Genomic DNA, 21,064 nt, shown 5'->3' on the forward strand with positions numbered 1-21,064 from the left:
AAGTTCCGGTTCTGAAAAGAGGACGAAATGAACAATCCCATGATCCAGCTATTGGTCCTGCTTGGCATTGCTGTTTTCCTGATCATGCGCCTAAGAAGCGTATTGGGCACACGCGAAGGCTTTGAAAAGCCGCCGCTGCAGCAACAGCCCGACACCAGCAAATCGCGCCGCGACTTCGAGGTGATCGAAGGCGGCCCGGATCATGACATCACCGACCATGTGGCCGAGGACAGCGAGCAGGCCCAGACGTTGACCGCGATGAAGCGGATCGAACCCAGTTTTTCTGTCACCGAGTTTGTTCAAGGTGCGCGCGGGGCGTATGAAATGATCGTGATGGGCTTTGAAAAAGGCAACCTGGATGAAATCCAGCCGTTCCTGTCCGAAGAAGTCTTTGACAGCTTTGTTTCGGTGGTCGCGGATCGCGAAGATAAAGGCCTGACAATCGAGGCAGAGTTCATCGGGGTGCGCGAAACCACTTTGGCGGACGCCCATTTCGACAAGGATACAAATCAAGCGGAAATCACGATGCGGTTTATTGGTGAGCTCACTTCGGTCGTACGAGATCGGGGCGGCGATATCATCGAGGGCAACCCGAACACCGTGAAGCGCCAAAAGGACAGCTGGACATTCGCCCGCGTTATGGGAACGGATGATCCGAACTGGCTGCTTGTTGCTACGGACGCATGATTGCCGCGCTCCGGTCGCTCTTTCTGGTGGGTGCGATGACGACTGCCAGCGCGGCAGGAGCCGACGCGACGCGCTCTATTCTGTCATTTGACGATCTGGATGGCTGGGCCGCCGACGATCACGGGGCGGCCCTTTCAGTTTTTCTCAATACCTGCGGGGATCTGAAAGATCCTGATTGGCAGGCGCTGTGCGCCGCGGCACGCAGCTATGAACCTGGGGCTGCCCGGGCCTTCTTTGAGGTGTTTTTCCGTCCGGTTTTAATCGAAGATGGTGATGACGCCCTTTTCACCGGTTACTTCGAACCCGAACTGGACGGGGCGACAACTCCTTCAGGGAAGTTCCGGTATCCGCTGTACAAAATGCCGCCCGAGGCGAGACAGCAAAGCCAATGGCTGAGCCGGCGCGAGTTGTTGAGCAGCGACGTAATGAAGGGCCGTGGGCTGGAAATCGCCTGGGTCGATGATCCTGTCGAGTTGTTCTTCCTTCAGATTCAGGGCTCGGGCCGCATTCGCCTGCCGGATGGCAGCGCACTACGCGTTGGATACGGCGGGGCCAACGGGCATCCGTATCGGTCGATCGGGGCAGAGTTGGTGCGGCGTGGGGCGCTGGGCGCACACGAGGTCAGTGCCCAGATGATCCGCGCCTGGGTGCGCAAGAATCCTGAGGCCGGAGCCGAACTTTTGTTCCACAACCCATCCTACGTATTCTTCCGCGAGGTCACGCGCGTTGCGCCAGAATTTGGACCCCTGGGCGCGATGAACCGATCTGTCACGACACTGCGTAGTATTGCCGCTGATCCTGCCTATACACCCCTTGGCGCCCCTGTCTGGGTCGAGAAAGACGGCAAGAACCCAATGCGGCGTTTGATGATCGCTCAGGATACCGGGTCGGCCATCAAGGGCGCGCAGCGCGCAGACATCTTTTTCGGCACCGGGGATCAGGCCGGGCAAGCGGCCGGACGTCTGAAAGATCCTGGCCGCATGGTCGTCCTTTTGCCAATTCAACGTGCGTATGCGTTGCTTCCGGACGAGTTCTGATGTCTCGGCGAAAATTGACGGCGGATGAAATCGAGCTTTGGCGCAAGGTCGCAAAACAGGCTGAACGCCTGCATCCGGAACTGCCCCAGACCGTGCATCCAACCCTATTGCCAAAGCCAAAGCCGTCGAAAACGCCAAAGCCACGGATCGAGGCCTTTGAAATCGGTCAGATGTCCAAACCCGCACCAACAGCAGGCCGGAGCACGTTCAAGCCATCTGTTGCCGAGGAGCTTCGGGGTGCTCCGGTTCAGATGGATATCAAAGCTTTCGGGCGCATGAAGCGTGGCAAACTCAAGCCCGAGGGAAGGATCGATCTTCATGGTATGCGCGTCGATACTGCGCACCCCGCCCTGATCCGTTTCATCCTGACGGCGCAGACACAAGGCAAACGCCTGGTTCTGGTCATCACAGGCAAAGGCAAAGACAGGGACGAGCCCGGCCCCATCCCCACCCCGCGCGGTGTTCTTCGCAACCAGGTCCCACAATGGCTGTCCCTGCCGCCGCTGGCTCAAGCCGTGCTACAGGTAGCGCCCGCGCATATCAGCCATGGCGGCGAGGGGGCGTATTATGTCTATCTGCGTCGAAACCGGTGATAGTTAAGTTGATCCAGAAATAGAAATTTTTGGAAACGACAACACGCGCGCTTTGCAATTTAACCAATCAAAGGCAATTCGACTCGTTTCTGGAAAGCTGAATTGCAGGTGGGGGCGCAGTTACTAAAGACCAGACGCCCATTTCGCCCATTCGTGGACTCTGTGAGGGCGCGACTGGGCGCGAATAATGTTGCGACGCTTTCCGGGTGCCACGGGTTGTGCGCCATGCGCAGTATCGGTGAGAAACAAAAAGAACGTTCCTGCGGGGCCCCCAGTTGATATGACGGGGACATCTTCTTCGCGGACGCTATTGTCGATCTTTCGAAGTGGAACGCCGTCGAACATAGCGTCTTCGCGCGCGTATCTGAGCCACTTGTTGCTGCCGACCCCTGCGCGCATGGCGCCGCAACCTTCTCCGCCGTCGGTGACATATAGCCAAGACTTCAATGTAAGTTGTTTGTCCCAATGCAAGGTACCTGATGCTGGCACGCTGGTGTGATCGGTCCATTGCGCGTAAAGCGCTGAATTGAAGTCAAATGCTTGTCCCGCAAAGATCTCGCGTGTTATTTGGCTGATCGTTTCCGACGCAAACAGTGCATGAACCTCGTCAAACCGTTCTGAAGGCAAACCCTCGCGTTCAATCCAAACACCGAAGGAATTAGCTGTAGAGTCTTCCCGAGCGTCGACTTTATAGGCGAATTGGGCACCGTTTTCGATCATGTCCTCGTACTGGCGTGAGATTCTTTCAAGCCGGTCTTCTCCAAGAACCGATGGAAAGATAGCGACACCATAATTTCGCAGAGTTTCGACAACCGTTGACATATCTACCGGTTCACGAAAGGTAACCAGGTCGAGGCAGGCTTCGGCATTTCTGTCCAAAGCCTCAAAGTCGTCAATTCTGCTCTGAACTTTGCGCAGAACACTTGCCGTGTCTGCGGGACCCTCGGGCTTATCCTTGGAGTTAACGTCTCCAGTTTCAGGCTTGTCCATTACAATGCGCATCGAAAGCGGGTCCGAAAGAAGCACTTGGCTCTCCTCAACCCTACTGGTCGCCGCAATTGCGTCGCGAGGCACGTGTAACTCCGTTGAGTCTGAGAAATCCTTCTTTCTAGAAAGATACTCGCTTGCTTTTTTGAACAACATGGTATGCCTTCGGTTATCTTTGGCCAAATCTAGCCCATCTCTAAGTCTTGTCGCAACAACGACACACTCTGGGTCACGCTGTTTGTTGGAGTGAAACCGCTGCTCAGATCGGCAGTTCAATCAGCCGTTCAATGAGGTTGATGTCCTCAGGCCCGGACAATGTTTTCCCCGCCGTCCCGAAATTTTCCGCGCGTATCAATCAAAAGCGGGGCGTTCTCTTTGATCATGCCGTAGTCAAACGAACTGTGATCGGTCAACAGAAGCACCGCGTCTTGTTCAGAAAGTACCTGTGGTGTGAGATCGACCGACGACAAATCGAACTTGTGCTCGCGCATCGTTGGAAAAACGGGCACATTAGGGTCGGAGTAAGACAGATCAGCGCCCCATTCGCGCAACAGCTCCATCACAAGGACCGACGGGCTTTCCCGGACATCATCTATGTCCCTTTTGTATGAGATACCAAGTGTAAGAACTTTCGCGCCCTTAAGCGATTTTCCGGCCTCATTGAGTGCGCGGATCGTCTTGTCGACCACAAACTGAGGCATTTGATTGTTAATCTCACCAGCCAGTTCAATGAATCGGGTGTGAAGGCCGTATTCGCGTGCCTTCCAGGTGAGGTAGAACGGGTCAATTGGTATGCAATGTCCGCCGATACCCGGCCCCGGGTAATAAGGCGTAAACCCAAACGGCTTCGTCGCGGCGGCCTCAATGATCTCAAAAATGTCCAAGTTCATTGCGTCGGCAACGATTTTCATTTCGTTGGCAAGACCGATATTGATGGATCGGTGAATGTTTTCGAGCAGCTTTACAAGCTCGGCCGCTTGCGTCGAACTGACTGGCACAACCTTGTCAATAAAGGACCCGTACAACTTTTGTCCTTCAGCCAAACACGCAGGCGTATGACCGCCCACAATCTTGGGGATTGTTTTGGTGTTGAAATGCCTGTTGCCTGGGTCTTCCCGCTCAGGCGAGTAAACGAGGTAGAAGTCCTTACCCACTTCAAGTCCGGACTTCTCTACGTAAGGAAGCAACACTTCTTTTGTGGTTCCTGGCCAAGAAGTGCTTTCGAGACTCAGCAACTGACCCTTGCGCAGGTACGGAGCGATCGACTCCATTGTCGCAGTCACAAAACTCAGGTCCGGTTCCCTTGATTTATCCAATGGCGTCGGTACGCAGATAATCAAAGCATTACATTCCGCGGCGCGACTGAAATCAGTTGTTGCCTGAAAGCCGGCCGAAAGCATGTTGGAAATACTGTCATCTGAGATATGTTTGATCGGACTGATGCCGCCGTTGAGTTGTTCAATTCGTTCGGGCAGAACGTCAAAACCCAGAACTGGGTGACCGCACTCTGAGATGCGCAATGCGAGCGGAACGCCGACGTATCCGAGGCCGAGCACTCCGACTTTTCCGGAGCTTGTAGATACCGTGACTGAAGGGCTGGGCATGATTCACGATCCGTTGAAGAATTTTTCTGCTTCTAGCGTGTTGTGCGCGGAATGCAAACTGAGTGTGTAAGCTTGATTTTGGCATATGGGCGAGTTGGCTTGAACAAATTCGGCCTCGGGAAATTCAGTGTAAGTTTCCAGGTATTTTGACCACTCAATCTGCGACGCCATTTCCAAGGCGGCTGGTCTGACAAAAGCGGGTCAAATCCATTAGATCAGTTTTGTTCCGAACCGTTGGACCGCGCTACTTTTCCATCAAGAACCAAGTAATGTCGTCTTGCGGCGCCCAGTTATCGCGTTTGTAAATAAATCCGTAGTCAACAAGCTTAAGCCCAAACTGATCCATCAACTCCCCCGCAAAATCTCTTTTGAAAAGCCTGTCGGTACTTCCCCGATAGCTGATCGTTGTAGGCGTTGGGTTGTAATACTCTGCAACCAGCACATATCGCCGAGAGACTTCGAAAAGATTGGTGTAAACGTCATGTAGCCTGTCGGGGTTAATGTGAATCAACACTCCAGCGGTGAAGGTCAAATCCACAGCGTCGTGTTCGATTGGATCGAGAATCGTCCCTCGTGTAATTTTAGCGATCTCAAGTTCCGAGGCTCGCTTCGCGGCTTCTTCGTTGATCTCAATCCCGCTAAGCTTCAACGAGGGCATGAGCTTGTTCAATGCCAGCAAGTTGCCGCCGATATTGCATCCCAATTCGAGAACAGACGTGATCCCGTGCGCGCTGGAAAGCATCTTTGACCACATGGCGACTTTAGGCATCAACAGCCGTTCATGCGTATTGCGTTCAATATACTGATTGCCGAACTTTCCGGCCCAAAACTCTTCCTGTTCAGTGGAAAAACTCAATTTTGATCTCCTGGTGGATGAACATCCACTCGCTTCACTGCCCGCAAACCGTTTGCGATGCAAGTTTCCGGAATGTGGATGGCAGTTTTTCAACGTTTCAATTCAGCAAATGCCTCTCGTACGCGAGCGATGTTCTCGGTCTGACGCTCTTTTGCGGTGGGCCTCTGGCTGCCACCAGATTGCCTGAGCGCGATGTCGGTAACCACGTTTACGAGTGTTTCGAAATCTGTCGCCACACTGATTTCATCTGCCGCCACTAACTCCTCAAAAACTGCAGCGCCCTTTTTGGACCAAACGGCTGCGTCTGCTCCATAATCAAGCGCTTCGTAAATGATTGTAGAAGCATTACAGAGAATTAAGTCAATTTCCGGAAGCACCTGGTGCAGCGGTTTGGCGCTTTCGGCCAACACACTTTCCTTCGTGACGCCAAACTCGCGCGCAACTTCATCAAGGTAATTGTGCCCCATAGGATGCAAACGGAACCTCCAGTCCACAATGTCCCTGGTCGCAAGGTACGCATCTTTTACATGCGGCTGGATCATTGGATCGCCACCATATTGAAAACCAATCAGCACCTGTGGCCGTTGGTGCCCACTTTCGAAGGAAATGGTTTCGCCCGCGAGCGAGTAGTCCAATGCCGTTTTCGGGTTTCCACCAACAATGGCACGATGCCTGCCACTGCCATTTGAGTTAATGTAGGCAGCGCTGCGCTTATCCCAGCACCAGAAGACGTCCGGAAGTAATTCGTACCCGTGTTTGGGCGCCTTGTTCCAATTGGAAACAAGCGGGTGATGTTGATGCATGCCCCCATGCTGAATGTCGATCACGGGAATCCCAAGTCGTTTTCCCGCCGCACAGATATAGCTGACACCTGTGTAGCTGCTTAGAAAAACTGCCTTGGGCTTAATATGACTTAAGACGGCGAACCAATACATCAGGCGTTGTGAACAGTTTTTAACTCTCACCAATACCTCATATTCATTCAGTCGCAGTTGCGCATAGCGATCAGGTATTGAAGCATTTACTCGTGAAACGGTCTTCAGAATCTTGTTTCGCACCCAAAGCTCGGCCAGCGTTGAAGGCCTTAGAAAGTTAATCAGGTCCCGGCTTGGCATGTAGGGAAGAACTTCGGTCGGCAGCAAAAACTCTGACCCGAAGTCGCTTGGATTGCCGTCTACCAGCGTCAGCTGCCGGTGCTCCTCCGGGCAAAGATACCTTATCCCATCCGTCAAAGGTTCATGCGCCTTGCCATGCGCAACCTGACGATACTGCGCACTGCGCGTCAGAAACAAGTGATCTGCGGTTGGTAAATTTTGGATATGACCGCTCAAATTGCGCTCTGCTGCACGGCTATTCAGGTCATCAAAATACTTTACGCCAGTCGAACGGTCTCTAAGCGCCAACTGATAGAGCTCGATTTTTCGTTGGCGGGTAACCTCGGCTAACGCTAGTTCATTGCGCGGCGCCTGAAACTTCCGCTCCGCATTGATCATAAAGCGCATCAATGGCCAGTAATTATAGTGGAAAAATCGGCAGCTTCCCGGAACAACTTGGTTCTCGATTTCGGTCAGCAACTCGATAAACGCCCGTCCTTCGGGCAAACTTGTTTCCTGCTTGAGTGGCATGAGGGCCTCGTCGCGAGAGTGCCCGTGCGACATTTTGTGCCGCCCACACTCAGATATCCTTTCCTTGGTATGACGAATATGTGAGTTATTCAAGCACTCAAGGTACGCTTTTCGTCGGGCAGTAAACCCTTTGCGGCCAGAGGTTTTCTTCGGTATTCAAATGCAACAAAAAACTTGAAGCGAGCTGATTTCATGAGTTCCAAATTCGACAACGCCACCGTCTTGGTGACCGGAGGGACCGGTTCTTTCGGCAACGCTTTCGTCCCGATGACTCTTGCGACGACCAATGTAAAAAAGGTTATCGTCTTTTCCCGCGATGAAATGAAGCAATGGGAAATGGCGAAGAACTTTCAGCATGATAATCGTGTCAGGTTCTTTATCGGAGATGTTCGGGACCGAGAGCGTCTTTACCGCGCGTTCGATGGGGTGGATTATGTTGTCCATGCCGCTGCAACAAAGATTGTTCCAACGGCCGAATACAACCCATTCGAATGCATCAAGACCAACGTAAATGGTGCAATGAACGTTATCGATGCCGCGATCGACAAACGCGTGAAGGGCGTGGTTGCGCTTTCAACGGACAAAGCGTCCAGCCCAATTAACCTGTATGGTGCCTCAAAGCTGGCGTCTGATAAGCTCTTTGTCGCAGGTAATTCTTACGCTGGTTCGCACGACACACACTTTTCCGTGGTGAGGTATGGGAATGTCATGGGCTCAAGAGGTTCAGTGATACCGTTCTTCATGCAAAAGCAAGATGTTCCGAGCTTGCCTATAACCGACCAGCGAATGACCCGCTTCATGATCACGCTTGAAGAAGGTGTCGAACTCGTTTGGCACGCATTCAATGATATGGTTGGCGGCGAAATCTACGTCAAAAAAATCCCCTCAATGAAAGTGACGGACATTGCCCGGGCTATTTCTCCGAATGCCACGCATGAGATTATCGGTATTCGTCCCGGGGAAAAGATTCACGAGCAAATGGTCGGCATCGAAGATGCGCCGTTCACTTATGAATACGAAGAATACTTCAAAATCCTTCCTGCGATTCACAATTGGTCGACGTCGAAGGAGCGCATAAAAGATGGGGTCAGAGTAGCAGATGACTTTGTGTATTCGAGTGACAAAAATGACGATTGGATGACAGAAGACGCTCTGTTGGCTTGGATCGAAAAGAACCGTTCCAGTTTGGAAGGGCACAAATGATACCATACGGCCGCCAGGATATAAATGAAGACGATATCGACGCCGTAGTCGCGGTTTTGAAATCAGACTTCCTTACGCAAGGCCCTGCGGTTCCCCGGTTTGAAGACGCCTTGGCATCAAAGGTTCGGGCATCACACGCAGTTGCAGTTAACTCCGCCACGTCAGCGCTACACGTTGCGTTGGCGGCTCTTGATGTCGGTCCCGGAGACTTGATCTGGACGTCGCCGATAACGTTTGTTGCATCCGCGAATTGCGCGCTTTATTGCGGCGCGGATGTAGATTTTGTCGACATAGATCCGCGCACTTACAACATGTGCGCCAACGCCCTCGAGCAAAAACTCCACAAAGCTGCTTTGAATGGAAAACTGCCCAAAGCCATTATTCCGGTCCATATGAGTGGCCAGTCGCCCGACATGCACCGCATATCTGAATTGGTGGCCGACTATGGCATCCATGTGGTTGAAGATGCGAGTCACGCGATCGGCGCAGAATACAAAGGAACTCCGGTGGGTGATTGCGCACATTCGGCAATCACTGTTTTCAGCTTCCATCCGGTAAAAATCATTACGTCGGCGGAAGGCGGCATGGCAACCACCAATAATCCTCGCCTCGCTGAACGCATGGCGATGCTTCGCAGCCACGGCGTTACGCGCGATCCAAGTCTAATGCGGGGGCAGCCGGATGGACCTTGGTATTATCAGCAGATTGATCTCGGCTGGAATTACAGAATGACAGACGTCCAGGCAGCGTTGGGCTTGAGTCAGCTCAGCAGGCTGGACGAGTTTGTGCAAGCCAGAAATGAGCATGCTGATCGATATGACGAACTGCTTGCAGATATTCCAATCGGTCTCCCTAACAGATTGCCCGAGTCTCGGTCTGCATTTCATCTGTATGTTGTAAGGCTGCAAACAGACAACGCTATGGCGCATAGATCTGTTTTTGAAGACATGCGCAATGCCGGGATCGGGGTGAACCTTCACTATATCCCTGTGCACGTTCAGCCCTATTACCGGGATCTAGGTTTTTCGTGGGGCGATTTTCCGCAAGCTGAGACGTATTACCAACAAGCGATGACTTTGCCTCTGTTTCCTGGTCTCACGTCGCAGGAACAGGAAAAAGTAGTTGAAACGCTGAAAAATTCGATCTTGCGGCGAAACGCGACCCCGGCGGCAACAGCTTGAGGTATTCGTTTTATCATGGGTCAATTTTGGTAGTCATACTGTCGGTGGGGTCGCCCAATACAAATAATGACAGGCAATCAGCTGGCGAATTGTTGCGTTTTCAACCTTATTGAGATTTCCAAGGACTTGGGTGCCAATGCCCCAAATTTACCGATGACTGACCCGAGTAAGATCACAAAAGCAATAAACCAGGAAATAGCTAAGCCTTGAGAGACCAAGTTGCCAAGGTTACTCAAGAAAGCCCGAGTAGCTTAGCGGTCATCAAAACGGCTGTCTCAAAATCTTCCAGGTTCGCGAATGTCTGAATCCACGAAATGAACAGCAATGTCAGAATGCCGCCGAGCGCTTTCGTCGCCAACCTCGCCACCGCGCTTTCTTTGAACAACGGAAAGATCTTTTTGTTCGCACCATAGTGAACCATCGCAACGCCTAATCCGTTTCCAAGGCCCCAAATAAAATAGTTCAAATCAAATGCGTGCCACATGCCGAACAGAATGAACGCGACGATTGTCGCGGCATAGGTTGCCCAGGGGCGTTTGAGCCAGAGGACGATTGGGAAAAAAATGAACTGGTTTATCGCGTTACCCATCGAAATATGATAGCGCTTCCAAAACTCAGCAATGTTCGAGACCAACAAGGGCCTGTCGAAATTCTCGAAGACCTTAAGCCCGAAAATTCGGCTCAATCCAATCGCGACCGAGGAAAACCCTTCGAAGTTGATGTACGTGTAAAGGAAGCTCGCAATAATCAGCCCGAGAGCCTGAGATTGCGAGAACACCGCGATGTCCTCATAGGCGCGGCCAAACCATTGATTTCGAATAGGGTCTAGGATTTCACCACCAATGAACATTACCAGAAAGAGGCCGACAGCAATGCGGTAGACACCATAAATTGCTTGCTTAAAGTCAAAGCGGTTGGCGAAGTTGTTTTGCGCAAATGTTGATATTTTCTCGACGGGACCCACGGTAAACAGCGGGAAAAAGAAAATTAGAAGAAACGCGTCCAACGCCTTCAGGTGTTGGCGGCCTCCGTACGCGATCATGACGAGGCCTAGAGATTTTACTGTCGCGAAGGCAACGCCAAATGACAAAAAGAATGACTGCTCGCTGAACACACGCAAACCAACCAATGGGCAAAGCGCCAACGCAATAAATAGCCAGAAGCTCCAGATGTTTCGGAACTGAAAAAACACGCGCTGTGCCAGCAGCGGCGTGATCGCTAGGCAAATACAGAAGAAGAAACCTCCGAGCGAGTACAGCAAGACCAGCGCAGCAGAAATTGAAAGCAAGACGATTTGCCGAGCCTGGGGTCGATCTGCCGGAACGGACCAGAACAATGCCAGTGCAACTAAGCTGCCGAAGAAAAAAAGCCAAATATTCGCCAGCATTAATAATCACTTCTCCGGAACGATTTCATAAACGACCTTGTCATCTTTCGCACCCTTGGATCGGAATAGACTCGAAGTTCTCTAGGGTCGCCCATGTGAAATTGTCGTTCTCGGCAGCCAATACATCCAACTGTCTAAGCGTTGTTTCCACGAGGTCACCGCCGTCACCCCAGTCCGTGTCACGGTCGTCGAATACTCCGATAATTTGTCCCTTGTAGCGATCGAAGGAACCAAATGCGCGTTCCCAGTTTTCTTCGTTTGGGTCGGAAAACCTGGCTTGGCCGACCATTCTGGGTGGACGGCCCGGTTCGCTGTCGAGATCGGGAAGGCTGCGTTCTGTATTTGCCCATTTTTTCAAGATTTCGAAAAACAGTTTCACATCCGCTTCCCAGCCCCGTTTTCGCAGCACACTGCGCAACAACTCGGGATCTGAATTCGCGCCCATAGACCGCGCACGCAAGCTAAAAAGCGGGGAAACTTGAACGATTATCGCGCAGACTTTTGATTTTGTTCGCCGATCTCCAGGCACCAGAGCCCTGGAAACCAGACGCAGATCATCTGGATCATAGCTGTTGACAATAATGCGCTGTGTATTCGGTAACTCCGCGATCCATTCCGGCACGCTGCTTTGGAACAAGCTGTCGCCCACTATGACTGCAGAAAATTCTGTCTTTTGATCCGGCAGGAACAGAGTTTGGGCCTGATACCGTTCATCCTGCGAGAATCGCAGGTTCAAGAATTGCCAAAATGCACGCTGTTCCGGTAGTTTACCAAAAACCAGGACGACGAAAGCGAATGTAAATAAAAACACAGCAAGCACGACTGCGTACTTGAGGAGCGTGGGTGGCTTGATCCATCCAAACATAAGCGGAAAATTAACCCTCTGCTTTGGATGAGCCCTTGGTCGCTTCAATCAGACTGGCCAGTCTTCGGCGATCAACTTTACCAGAGCCTGTTCGCGGAATTTCCGGAAGGCTGACGTATCGGGCCGGAATATGATTGACCGGAATGAACCGACGCAAGGTCCGAGAGATTTCACCGCTGTCCATTTCGCTTTCGTTTTTCCACGAAATATACGCCACTGGGACGCGGCCTTCAAAATCGTTCTCCTCGCTGGTGCAGAACACGTCGTGGATTTCATCCAAGTTCATGAGTGCGTCAGCGATGATCTGAGCAGAGACCTTCAAGCCCGATCGTTTGAAAACCGAATCCGAACGTCCCGAAAGGAAGACAAAACCTTCGTCGTCAACATATCCCATATCACCATTCAGAAAACCAACCGAGCTAAGAACTTTCTGATTGGCTTTTGTGTTTCTAAAGTATCCTTCGAAACCGATCTGACCGGAAACGTAGATATTTCCCACCTCACCGACATCGCAGGTCGTGCCGTCGTCGCGACGTATGGTGATCTCAAACCCGTTAATGGGAAATCCGACGCTGCCGGCCTTATTACTGAGATATTGCGGAGGAAGTTCGCAAAAACGCCCGCCCAATTCAGCCATTCCATAAACCACGTGAAGCTCCAAATTGGAGAAGTTGCCTGCCAGCTTTTCGATAACTTCCCGCCGCAAATGGTCTCCCGATGACATTGCCCAGCGCAATTTTGGCAAGCGGTGTTCACCTGCCATGGCGATGAACTGCATGTGAAAAGGTGAACCACCAAAGGCCGAAATGTCCCTGTCGTTCAATATGTCGATCAGGTCCTTGATCATCAGTGTGCGTTCAACGCCAAAGAAAGCAGCGCCGCTTAACAGCGTGACGAGAAAATGAGAAATGGAAGAGATAAAACGGAACGGTGTCGCAATCAGTAGCCTGTCGCTGTCTCTCAACTGCAGGCGCTGCGCGGTCGAAAGAGCATTCAAGTTCAACGCCCTGTGCGTCAGGGGAACGCCCTTGGGTAAGCCGGTTGTGCCTGAGGTGAAGATCAACCCCGCCAGGTCAGGCAATTCACTGTCATCAACAAATGGCAGGTCCCTGAAGCAAGATTGCAAATCACCGGCCTCAGCATTTGGATCAAATGAAGAAGGCAATCTCTCCAGCGCTTTGAATTCGGGGGTCGTTGTTTCGTCTGCTCCGATGATTTTCGATACGCTTGTCATCTGAACCACGGAGGCCGCATGTTCGTCCGAGATGTTCTTTTCGACGCAAATTGGTTTGGCACCCAAGACCCAAGCCGCAAGTAATTCGGACCAAAAAGCCAAACCCCTGTCACACATCAAGACTACGAAGTCGTCTGGTCTAAGGCCGCTCTGCAAGAATAGATTGGCCTGCAGCCGGACGTTTTCGAACAAAGAAGATCGGTCCAGGCAAACAGTGTCGTCACCAAGTACGGGCTTGTTTGGGCGCCGAAGCAGGCTACCCAGAACGAGGCGGGATGTATTGTCTTTCAAGTGTGACGTCCTTGGCCATTCGGCGCTAGTCTTTCAATCGATTTACGGTTTCCGTGATTTTCGAGATGCTGTCCACATCATCAAGCGAAACATCAAGTGGCGAGATCGACAAGCCAAATTGGCTCTCCAGCATCATGAGGAGTCGGAGCGAATTGAGGCTATCCAACAACCCGGCACTGAAAATTGCCGCGTCTGTTTCAAGACTGCTTGAATCAAGCCCAAATTCTGAGCTCAGGATTGATCGAACACTTTCTTCAACCGCCATGCTTTCCTCCATTACCACAATTGCCCTTAGTTGGAATAAGCCATGGTTGCAATCTGCTTTCCAGTTGAATCGAAGTATGCTTAGGGTTAGCCGGAGATATGACGTATTTTAGGCTTGGGCCTACAAAATTTGGTGTTTCAGGGGACGAAATGATTGAGCTCTCGAACGAATTGACTAAGCGCCGAGCACGAGCGTTTTCCGCAGGGGAAGGTGCTTTGGCCTGGTACCGGCAGCGCTGCGCTGCGACGATGGGCGATGTCGACATGTCAACCGGAGAAGGCGTGAAGTGCTATGATCCTTCGACGGGCATGGAAACTTGGACCATTCCCGAAAGTTCGGACCACCTGATCAATACATTCATCGAGCGCGCTCGCCGAGCACAACCGAAATGGATGAAGACAGAACCTGCTGAACGAGCAAAGATCCTTTGGGCCTGCGCCGATGCCCTTGAGGCGGAGCAAAGTGAACTTGCAGAGATTCTTGCGCTTGAAACGGGCAAGTCACTTACACATGAATGCAAAGGTGAAGTGACGTTGCCGGCGTCAATTTTCAGATATTTCTCTGGCCTTGTTCACGAAATAAAGGGCCGGTCGATACAAGCCGGTCCCAAGCTGATGGGCTATACGACATACCACCCATGGGGCGTTGTCGCCGGCGTTGTGCCTTGGAATGTGCCACTGATGTTCATGGCCTACAAGATCGCTGCTCCGCTTGCAGCTGGAAACACCGTGTTGATCAAGGCCCCCGAGCAGGCGACGGCATCGTTGGCATACGCATTTCGTTTGATCGCCCACCTGTTGCCAGATGGGGCCGTTGAGATTGTAAGTGGGTCAGGTTCGGGTGCGGGAAACAAACTGATTTCAAACCCGGGCATAGACAAAGTGAGCTTTACAGGCTCGGTTGAAACCGGCCGGGCAATATACCGACAAGCTGCAAAAGACTTTCGCTCTGTTACACTGGAACTCGGGGGCAAGAACCCCATGATCATTTTGGAAGATTGCGATCTGGACAAAGCCGTCAACGGCGTTATCGGCTCCATGCGGTTCACACGGGCTGGTCAAAGTTGCACGGCTTCCAGTCGAATTTACGTGCCGCGGAAACTGATGGACAAATACCGCGAAGCGCTTGGCTTGGCATTGAATGACCTCAAGATCGGACACGCGCTGGATCCGGATACGCATTCCGGCCCGGTGGTTTCGAAGGCACAACAGACTCGCATACAAGACTATCTGACGTCTGCGGCGTCAGATGGGCTGGATGTTAAGTCGTATGGGAACGTGCTTGATGAAGAGCTGTTTACAAAAGGCTATTTCGTAAAACCGCATCTGATCTTTGACCCGGAACATGAACACCCTGTTTCTCAGGAAGAAATTTTTGGTCCCGTGGCCACTCTCACTGGATACGATAGCCTGGACAACGCAATTGAGTTCGCGAACAGCACCGATTTCGGCTTATCCGCGAGCGTATGGGGTCGGGATATCGATGCGTGTTTGACTTGTGCTGATGCGTTTCGCGCGGGTATCGTGCAAATCAATCAAAATGCAATTATGCTGCCCGGTTTTTCATATGGCGGAATAGGAATTTCAGGTGTGGGCAAAGAGTCTTCGCTGGAGGCAATGCGCGAAACCTACATGTTTGAAAAAACCAATATCGTGAATTTTGCAGGCTAGCATGATGCGCGTCTTTTTCATCACATTGGCGCTCATCGTTTGTGGGGTTGCGGTGGTGGTGTGGATAGGCGCACAGCCCGAGCGACGATATGAAACTTCTGCCTGCCAATACAGGATGATTCACGAATACAAACCAGAACATGAAATCGGGCTTGTTACGGTTGGGGGGTCTCGAATGAGGGTTTCAACGAATGCGCAGCACTTCGACGAGATCCTGGCTGAAATTCGACCGGGCTCTTTGCCTGTTCACAACCTGGCGCACAGCTACTTTTCGATTGGAAAGGAATACGTTCTTATCGAAGAGTTTCTTGAAAACCATAATCCAAAAGCGATTGTTGTTATGATCCGGCGGCGGACAGGAGATTATGGAACTGTCCATCGGGATTTTGTCGACATTGCGCGCTTGAAAGACATTCCACTTGTCGTACACGCCTTGTGGCCAGAAGATAGGCTCAACGCGATCCGTGCAGCGAGGGACGTGGTTTTAAAGCATCTGGTTCCACTGCGTCGTGTTCAGGCTCCTCATCCTGAAATGACAATTCGAAACTGTGATCGATTGGACTTCCGACTGGATGCCCTTGCCTTGGACAACGGTGCAAAAAAATTCGAAACCCTTGACGGTGTGACTGTTGATTGGGAATTGAGCGATCCTCGCCAAGAGGGCCTCAGACGTTGGATTGCTGCATTCAAAGAGCTTTCGAACCGGACCGGCACGGATATTATCTTTTTGTCTATAACGGCTACGTGGGAACCGCTTCCCGAGAAAGGCTTGGAACTCGAGTTTGAAGCTGAAACGGGTATGCCATTGATCGTTCTTGACAGGGAACTGCACAGGAAGCTTGTTGAAGACGGAAAGCGTGACGAATCCCACATGAACCAGGCGGGGAGAGAGATTTTCCTGCCTTGGCTTGTGTCGCGCATTGAAGAAAAATGCAGCCGCAGCGACGGGTGCCTCTGATGGAGCAAAAAGCGACTCATAGGAACACCGCTTGGCAAGTCCTCGCTCGGGGGACTCGCCTATTGGTTGTCTGTTTTATAATCAGTGTGGTACTTTTGTATCTGGCCTTTTCTGCCGAGTATACAGCGGTCCGGGCTGTTTATGAGGCATATTGAAGGGGGCAGCCGTGGCCGTTGATTGCGACGACAAAACGCATAGAGAACTCAGACAACTGCGCTACCAAATCAAAAAGCTGAAGTATCAGAACGCCCGGTACCAACAGCAGATTGACGCTGCAACTTGTGCGTCAGACGATGCCAAACAGCAATTGGACGACGCGCGACAGCTGCTTGATCTTCATTACGTGGTCAAAAATAAACCACTCACTTTGGCCTACTTTCCCCTATTGACGCTCCTGCTCCCGGTCACGTTGCCGATGACCATTTACAGGTATCTGATCAAGCGAAAACAACGTCGGAAAGAAAAGCGCGCCAAGAAAAACAAGTCGAGCGCAAAACAGCGAAATCTGGAAAAGCAATCGGGAAAAGCCCATTCGATCGTCTTGAATGCGTTTTGGAAACTCAAAGAAGATCGAGAGCAGGAGGCGTTTGAACTTCTCGAGACCCGAAGGTCAGAAATTCCCGATGAAATAATCCCCTTGTTTCGAAGCGCCACGGCGTCGGATGATCAGACTTGGCTCGATAATTTCAACTTATTCTTGTCCAGTTTGGACAAACCGATTGCCGTTTTGGAAGCCTCCGAACAGCCGCGTTTCAACAGAATCCGTTTTTCCCCAGTGAAAGCGGTGACTGATGGACCAAAAGTTTCAGTCATCATGCCGACTTTCAATTGTGAGGATACGGTACGCTACGCGGTGGATTCTATATTAAACCAGAGCTGGCAGAATTTGGAACTCATAGCAGTGGATGATTGCAGTCAAGATTCCACGTATGAAATTCTGTGCCAGATTGCCGAGACAGATAGTCGGCTGGTTGTCCTGCGTCAAACAGTAAACGGTGGCCCCTATGTTGCGAAAAACAGGGCATTGGCCACCGCAATTGGTGAGTACATAACCGGTCATGATGCGGATGACATCGCCTTGCCGGATAGGATCGCAGTTCAGATGCAACCAATTCTGGATGATCCTGATTGTCAGGCGAGTATCGGGTATATGACGCGGCTGGACACTGATGCCCGATTCTCATGGCCGACCAAAGTCGGTAGCTACAGTTTCAATGGAGCTTGTAGGATTGCCTCGATTTCGCTGCTGATCCAAAAAGAAGTTATGGAATTCGATCTGGGGTATTGGGACACAGTGCGTTTTGGCGCGGACAGTGAACTCATCGCGCGGGCGGGTGAATTACTGGGAGAGCGGCTGGTTAAGTTGGAAACGCTTACCATGCTTTGTTTGGATGATGCGTCGGGACTTACAGGGCACGTGCAACACGGGATCAGTGTGGAGACCGGAATGTCGCCGTCTCGCATCGAATACCGCGACGCCTGGAGGGCTTGGCACCAGAATACTATGCCAGAAGACCGGTTTTTGCCGTTTCCGCATCATGGAGCAGATAGATTTTTTGACCAGCCAGAGAATATGAAGGTTTCGGACGACGTAATTAAGTCTTTGAAGGAATACACCTAAAAAAGACGAGTGGCTTTCTTCGTTGTCAATTGCGTGCAAACAAGTGAATGCGACTTTGTTTATGTGAAGGCAATGACACCGAAGCCATTCACATTGCAGTTTAAAAGAGATCAGACATCGCGCCAGCGACCCGGGCCGCTGAGCCAATTGGGATCATCGACGCGATCGACTTCAGCGCGCGAAATGACTGGGCGGAATTTGAACGATTTTTTGTTCGGTAATAAAGATGTAGCCTTGCCAAGTTGCGCTCATCGGAGTCGAGCGTACAGCTTCCGCTCAGATTGGAAGGTGTATGTCAGAACGCTTCTACCGGATACAGAATTTGGAGTATTGGATTAAAGACCTGGAACCCAGAGCGGCGCAGTGTCGGTTGCACCTTCAGGGCAGCTCACTCCCCAGGGCCCGCCTCATTCAAGGCGCACTGACTTGGGCTTGTCCGGTTTCTGTCAGCACGATCTCAGTCGCGCCATCGGGGTTGCGTTCGCTTTCCGGGACCAGAACATCAATGCCGGGTCGGTCCGGTCCGAAGGTGCTGCTTACCCGCCGGACTGAACTGAGCAGGGCCAGCAACGCCGGGGATGTGGCCGCGACAAAGTGAGAGGATCCCGCGTCGCTGTTGAAGGCTGTCGTGTCGATAACGCTGATCGGGTACTCTGCCAGATCCTCGATCGAACTGATATTGCCCAGCCGCTCGCTGTCCGCGGTCCCGCGCAGTCGCGCTGAAATGTTGAGTATCTTGTCCTTCTGCGACACCATCACCACAAAGGGTTCGGGCGGGTTTTTGATGCTGTCCATCTGAGATCGAAACAAATCCACGTCCAGATCAGGCGAAATCAGAATTACGCCTTCTATGTTTTTGTTTGACCATCCCGGTTGCCGCAACTCGGCTTGACGCATCATTTCCATGGTCAGGGCACTGCCCATGGAATGCGCGATAACGATCACCCGTTTCACACCGATTGATTTCAGCTTGCGAATGGTTTTCTCCAACCCGTCCCGGGCAAACAACATGCTGTCCAGATCGTACGCGTATCCCGTTCCCTTTGCCCGACTGGGCCAAGAATAGATCAGGGTCGAGCCCGGAATACCTATGTCATGTGACAACTGCGCGGCCCGGAAGGCGGTTTCCGTTTGCGTCGCGTTGTAACCATGGACAAAGATCGAAACCTCATCCACGCCGCGCAGACGCGACGCAAGGTCCTGCGTGCCTGAGAACTCGGTTACATCCGCCAGAACGAACTCTTTGTCAGGGTTTGGATTGGCGTAAGAGAAATCCAGCGTGCCCGGCGTGTGTGCGGGCGGAATCGAAACCGTCATTTCAAGAAAGCGAAGCCCCTGGCCACGACGATACCCATAAGCTCCGTTCGCCTCGCGTGCGCGTGTCGTCGCGGCAAACACGGTCTCTGGAACGCCAACGCGCAAAGCACCTGGCACCGTTTCGGAAACCGAGCGATCCACACAGGCTCCAAGAACTGAAATAGCCAAGAACAGAATCAGGTGACGCAGCAAAGTCGGACCTCGAACAAACTGACGCCACGCTACTGAATTCTGAGAAGACGTCCAGTGACAGCTTCTAAAATTGGATGTGGAACCGGCGGGAACCGGCTGCCCGGTGTTACAAAACGTAACGGCTGAGATCGGTGGATTTTGTCAGTTCGCCCAGATTGTCGCTGACGAATTGCGCGTCGACATTGATCTCGGTTCCGGCTCTTTCAGGCGCCGCAAAGGAAAGTTCTTCAAACACTCGTTCCATCACCGTGTAGAGCCGCCGCGCGCCGATATTTTCAACGCTTTGGTTCACATCCGCCGCGATACGGGCCAAAGCTGCGATGCCGTCTTCGCTGAAACTGACCGTGACATCTTCGGTTCCCATCAGGGCGGTGTACTGCAACGTCAACGCATTGTCCGTTTCGGTCAGGATACGAACGAAATCCGCTTCGGTCAGGGCCCGCAACTCGACGCGGATCGGCAGACGTCCCTGTAGCTCAGGCAGAAGGTCCGAGGGCTTGGCGATGTGGAATGCACCCGAAGCGATGAACAGGATGTGGTCGGTTTTGACGGGTCCGTGTTTGGTCGAAACCGTGGTCCCCTCGATCAGCGGAAGCAGGTCGCGCTGTACCCCTTCGCGGCTGACATCGCCCCCGCGGGCATCTGATCTGGCACAGACTTTGTCGATTTCATCCAGAAAGACGATTCCGTTCTGCTCGACCGACTCGAGGGCAACGCGATTGACAGTTTCGTCATCCAGCAACTTGTCAGCTTCTTCGCTGATGAGCGCGTCATAGCTTTCGGCAACCGTCATGCGTTTCTTGACGGTCCTTCCTCCAAAGGCTTTACCGAAGATGTCGCCAAGGTTCATCATCCCCATCTGACCGCGCGGCTGTCCGGGAATGTCGAACATCGGCATCGGGTTCGAGGTCTCGGAGAGCTCCAACTCGATCTCGGTATCGTCCAGTTCGCCTGCCTTCAGTTTCTTGCGGAACATCTCGCGCGTTGCCTCGCGAGCGTCGGTGCCGGCAATCGCTTCGATGACGCGGTCTTCGGCGGCCTGATGGGCCTTTGCTTTGACGTCATCGCGCATGTACTCGCGGGTTTGCAGGATCGCAGCATCGGCCAGATCGCGCACGATCTGTTCCACATCGCGGCCGACATAGCCGACCTCGGTAAACTTGGTCGCCTCGACCTTGATGAACGGCGCACGCGCCAGTTTGGCCAGACGGCGGCTGATCTCGGTTTTGCCGACACCGGTGGGGCCTATCATCAGAATGTTCTTGGGATAGACCTCATCCCGGATGTCATCCGGCAATTGCTTGCGCCGCCAACGGTTGCGCAGGGCCACCGCAACGGCGCGCTTGGCATCCTTCTGGCCGATAATGAAACGGTCCAGTTCCGAGACAATCTCGCGCGGGGTCAGGTCGGTCAAGGTGCGGTCCTTTCGGTCGGCATGGCAAAGCTTGGGCTTAGGTAGTTACGCGCCACGCGAAAACAACCAAGCGAATT

The 21,064-nt window shown here is 52.3% G+C and carries 18 protein-coding genes; 8 read left to right on the top strand and 10 right to left on the bottom strand.

The genetic code is table 11. The features are described 5' to 3' along the window. The first annotated feature begins 27 nt into the window (after positions 1–27). From RA28_RS21365 to RA28_RS21375, 3 genes are read left to right on the top strand one after another with little or no spacing between them, the layout of a single operon-like run. Positions 28–687, top strand: coding sequence for a Tim44/TimA family putative adaptor protein (locus tag RA28_RS21365; RefSeq protein ID WP_039533214.1), 660 nt, complete (start codon positions 28–30; stop codon positions 685–687). After that, positions 684–1,724 carry a murein transglycosylase A gene (mltA, locus tag RA28_RS21370; RefSeq protein ID WP_039533216.1) on the top strand — a complete coding sequence of 347 codons (1,041 nt, stop codon included), beginning with the start codon at positions 684–686 and terminating at the stop codon, positions 1,722–1,724. The genes RA28_RS21365 and mltA overlap by 4 nt, the downstream gene beginning before the upstream one ends. Then, positions 1,724–2,317 carry a Smr/MutS family protein gene (locus tag RA28_RS21375; RefSeq protein WP_039533219.1) on the top strand — a complete coding sequence of 198 codons (594 nt, stop codon included), beginning with the start codon at positions 1,724–1,726 and terminating at the stop codon, positions 2,315–2,317. Before mltA ends, RA28_RS21375 begins: the two co-directional genes overlap by 1 nt. Positions 2,318–2,440: 123 nt before the next feature. On the opposite strand, the gene RA28_RS21380 is transcribed toward RA28_RS21375, so the two are convergent. The 4 genes from RA28_RS21380 to RA28_RS21395 form a co-directional block, all read right to left on the bottom strand. Beyond that, on the bottom strand, positions 2,441–3,487 hold the full coding sequence (locus tag RA28_RS21380) for a phytanoyl-CoA dioxygenase family protein (protein ID WP_152612128.1): 1,047 nt from the start codon (positions 3,485–3,487) through the stop codon (positions 2,441–2,443). 119 nt (positions 3,488–3,606) lie between these two features. After that, a complete protein-coding gene (locus RA28_RS21385; RefSeq protein WP_039533224.1) occupies positions 3,607–4,908 on the bottom strand; it encodes a nucleotide sugar dehydrogenase in 1,302 nt (433 codons plus the stop codon). 244 nt (positions 4,909–5,152) lie between these two features. Next, positions 5,153–5,764: a pseudaminic acid biosynthesis-associated methylase gene (locus RA28_RS21390; protein ID WP_039533226.1), complete on the bottom strand. Its 612-nt coding sequence runs from the start codon at positions 5,762–5,764 to the stop codon at positions 5,153–5,155. An 89-nt stretch (positions 5,765–5,853) separates the two neighbouring features. Beyond that, a complete protein-coding gene (locus RA28_RS21395) occupies positions 5,854–7,389 on the bottom strand; it encodes a hypothetical protein (protein WP_152612129.1) in 1,536 nt (511 codons plus the stop codon). 192 nt (positions 7,390–7,581) lie between these two features. Here RA28_RS21395 and pseB point away from each other — a divergent pair, with 192 nt between their 5' ends. Together pseB and pseC are read left to right on the top strand one after the other, a co-directional pair. Then, positions 7,582–8,592 (top strand): UDP-N-acetylglucosamine 4,6-dehydratase (inverting), encoded by a 1,011-nt coding sequence (pseB, locus tag RA28_RS21400; protein WP_039533228.1) that lies wholly within the window; start codon positions 7,582–7,584, stop codon positions 8,590–8,592. Further along, positions 8,550–9,773 carry a UDP-4-amino-4,6-dideoxy-N-acetyl-beta-L-altrosamine transaminase gene (pseC, locus tag RA28_RS21405; RefSeq protein WP_342585429.1) on the top strand — a complete coding sequence of 408 codons (1,224 nt, stop codon included), beginning with the start codon at positions 8,550–8,552 and terminating at the stop codon, positions 9,771–9,773. The genes pseB and pseC overlap by 43 nt, the downstream gene beginning before the upstream one ends. 232 nt (positions 9,774–10,005) lie before the next feature. Here pseC and RA28_RS21410 read toward each other — a convergent pair whose 3' ends face one another. Genes RA28_RS21410 through RA28_RS21425 form a run of 4 tightly spaced genes read right to left on the bottom strand, consistent with a single transcriptional unit; the run spans position 10,006 to position 13,815 of the window. Continuing rightward, the gene (locus RA28_RS21410; RefSeq protein WP_039533231.1) at positions 10,006–11,160 is read right to left on the bottom strand and encodes an MBOAT family O-acyltransferase; all 1,155 of its coding nucleotides are present in this window, start codon (positions 11,158–11,160) and stop codon (positions 10,006–10,008) included. Positions 11,161–11,200: 40 nt separating this feature from the next. Next, positions 11,201–12,025 carry a hypothetical protein gene (locus tag RA28_RS21415; RefSeq protein ID WP_039533233.1) on the bottom strand — a complete coding sequence of 275 codons (825 nt, stop codon included), beginning with the start codon at positions 12,023–12,025 and terminating at the stop codon, positions 11,201–11,203. Positions 12,026–12,035: 10 nt separating this feature from the next. Next, complete coding sequence (locus RA28_RS21420) at positions 12,036–13,550, bottom strand: class I adenylate-forming enzyme family protein (RefSeq protein WP_082029884.1); 1,515 nt, start codon at positions 13,548–13,550, stop codon at positions 12,036–12,038. Between the two features lie 25 nt (positions 13,551–13,575). Continuing rightward, the gene (locus tag RA28_RS21425) at positions 13,576–13,815 is read right to left on the bottom strand and encodes a phosphopantetheine-binding protein (RefSeq protein ID WP_193747447.1); all 240 of its coding nucleotides are present in this window, start codon (positions 13,813–13,815) and stop codon (positions 13,576–13,578) included. A 149-nt stretch (positions 13,816–13,964) separates the two neighbouring features. Between RA28_RS21425 and RA28_RS21430 the strand changes: the two genes are divergently transcribed. From RA28_RS21430 to RA28_RS21440, 3 genes are all read left to right on the top strand, one after another. Continuing rightward, complete coding sequence (locus tag RA28_RS21430; protein WP_193747448.1) at positions 13,965–15,485, top strand: aldehyde dehydrogenase family protein; 1,521 nt, start codon at positions 13,965–13,967, stop codon at positions 15,483–15,485. Between the two features lies 1 nt (position 15,486). Further along, the gene (locus tag RA28_RS21435) at positions 15,487–16,443 is read left to right on the top strand and encodes a hypothetical protein (protein ID WP_039533240.1); all 957 of its coding nucleotides are present in this window, start codon (positions 15,487–15,489) and stop codon (positions 16,441–16,443) included. 166 nt (positions 16,444–16,609) lie between these two features. Further along, positions 16,610–18,064: a glycosyltransferase family 2 protein gene (locus RA28_RS21440; protein ID WP_039533243.1), complete on the top strand. Its 1,455-nt coding sequence runs from the start codon at positions 16,610–16,612 to the stop codon at positions 18,062–18,064. 411 nt (positions 18,065–18,475) lie between these two features. On the opposite strand, the gene RA28_RS21445 is transcribed toward RA28_RS21440, so the two are convergent. Together RA28_RS21445 and hslU are read right to left on the bottom strand one after the other, a co-directional pair. Beyond that, complete coding sequence (locus RA28_RS21445; RefSeq protein ID WP_152612130.1) at positions 18,476–19,573, bottom strand: alpha/beta fold hydrolase; 1,098 nt, start codon at positions 19,571–19,573, stop codon at positions 18,476–18,478. Between the two features lie 106 nt (positions 19,574–19,679). Then, entirely contained in the window at positions 19,680–20,987 is a 1,308-nt protein-coding gene (hslU, locus tag RA28_RS21450; protein WP_039533244.1) for an ATP-dependent protease ATPase subunit HslU, read from the bottom strand. Positions 20,988–21,064: the final 77 nt, after the last annotated feature.

The sequence above is a fragment of the Ruegeria sp. ANG-S4 genome (genome assembly GCF_000814005.1).
In the GTDB taxonomy this organism is placed as follows: domain Bacteria; phylum Pseudomonadota; class Alphaproteobacteria; order Rhodobacterales; family Rhodobacteraceae; genus Ruegeria.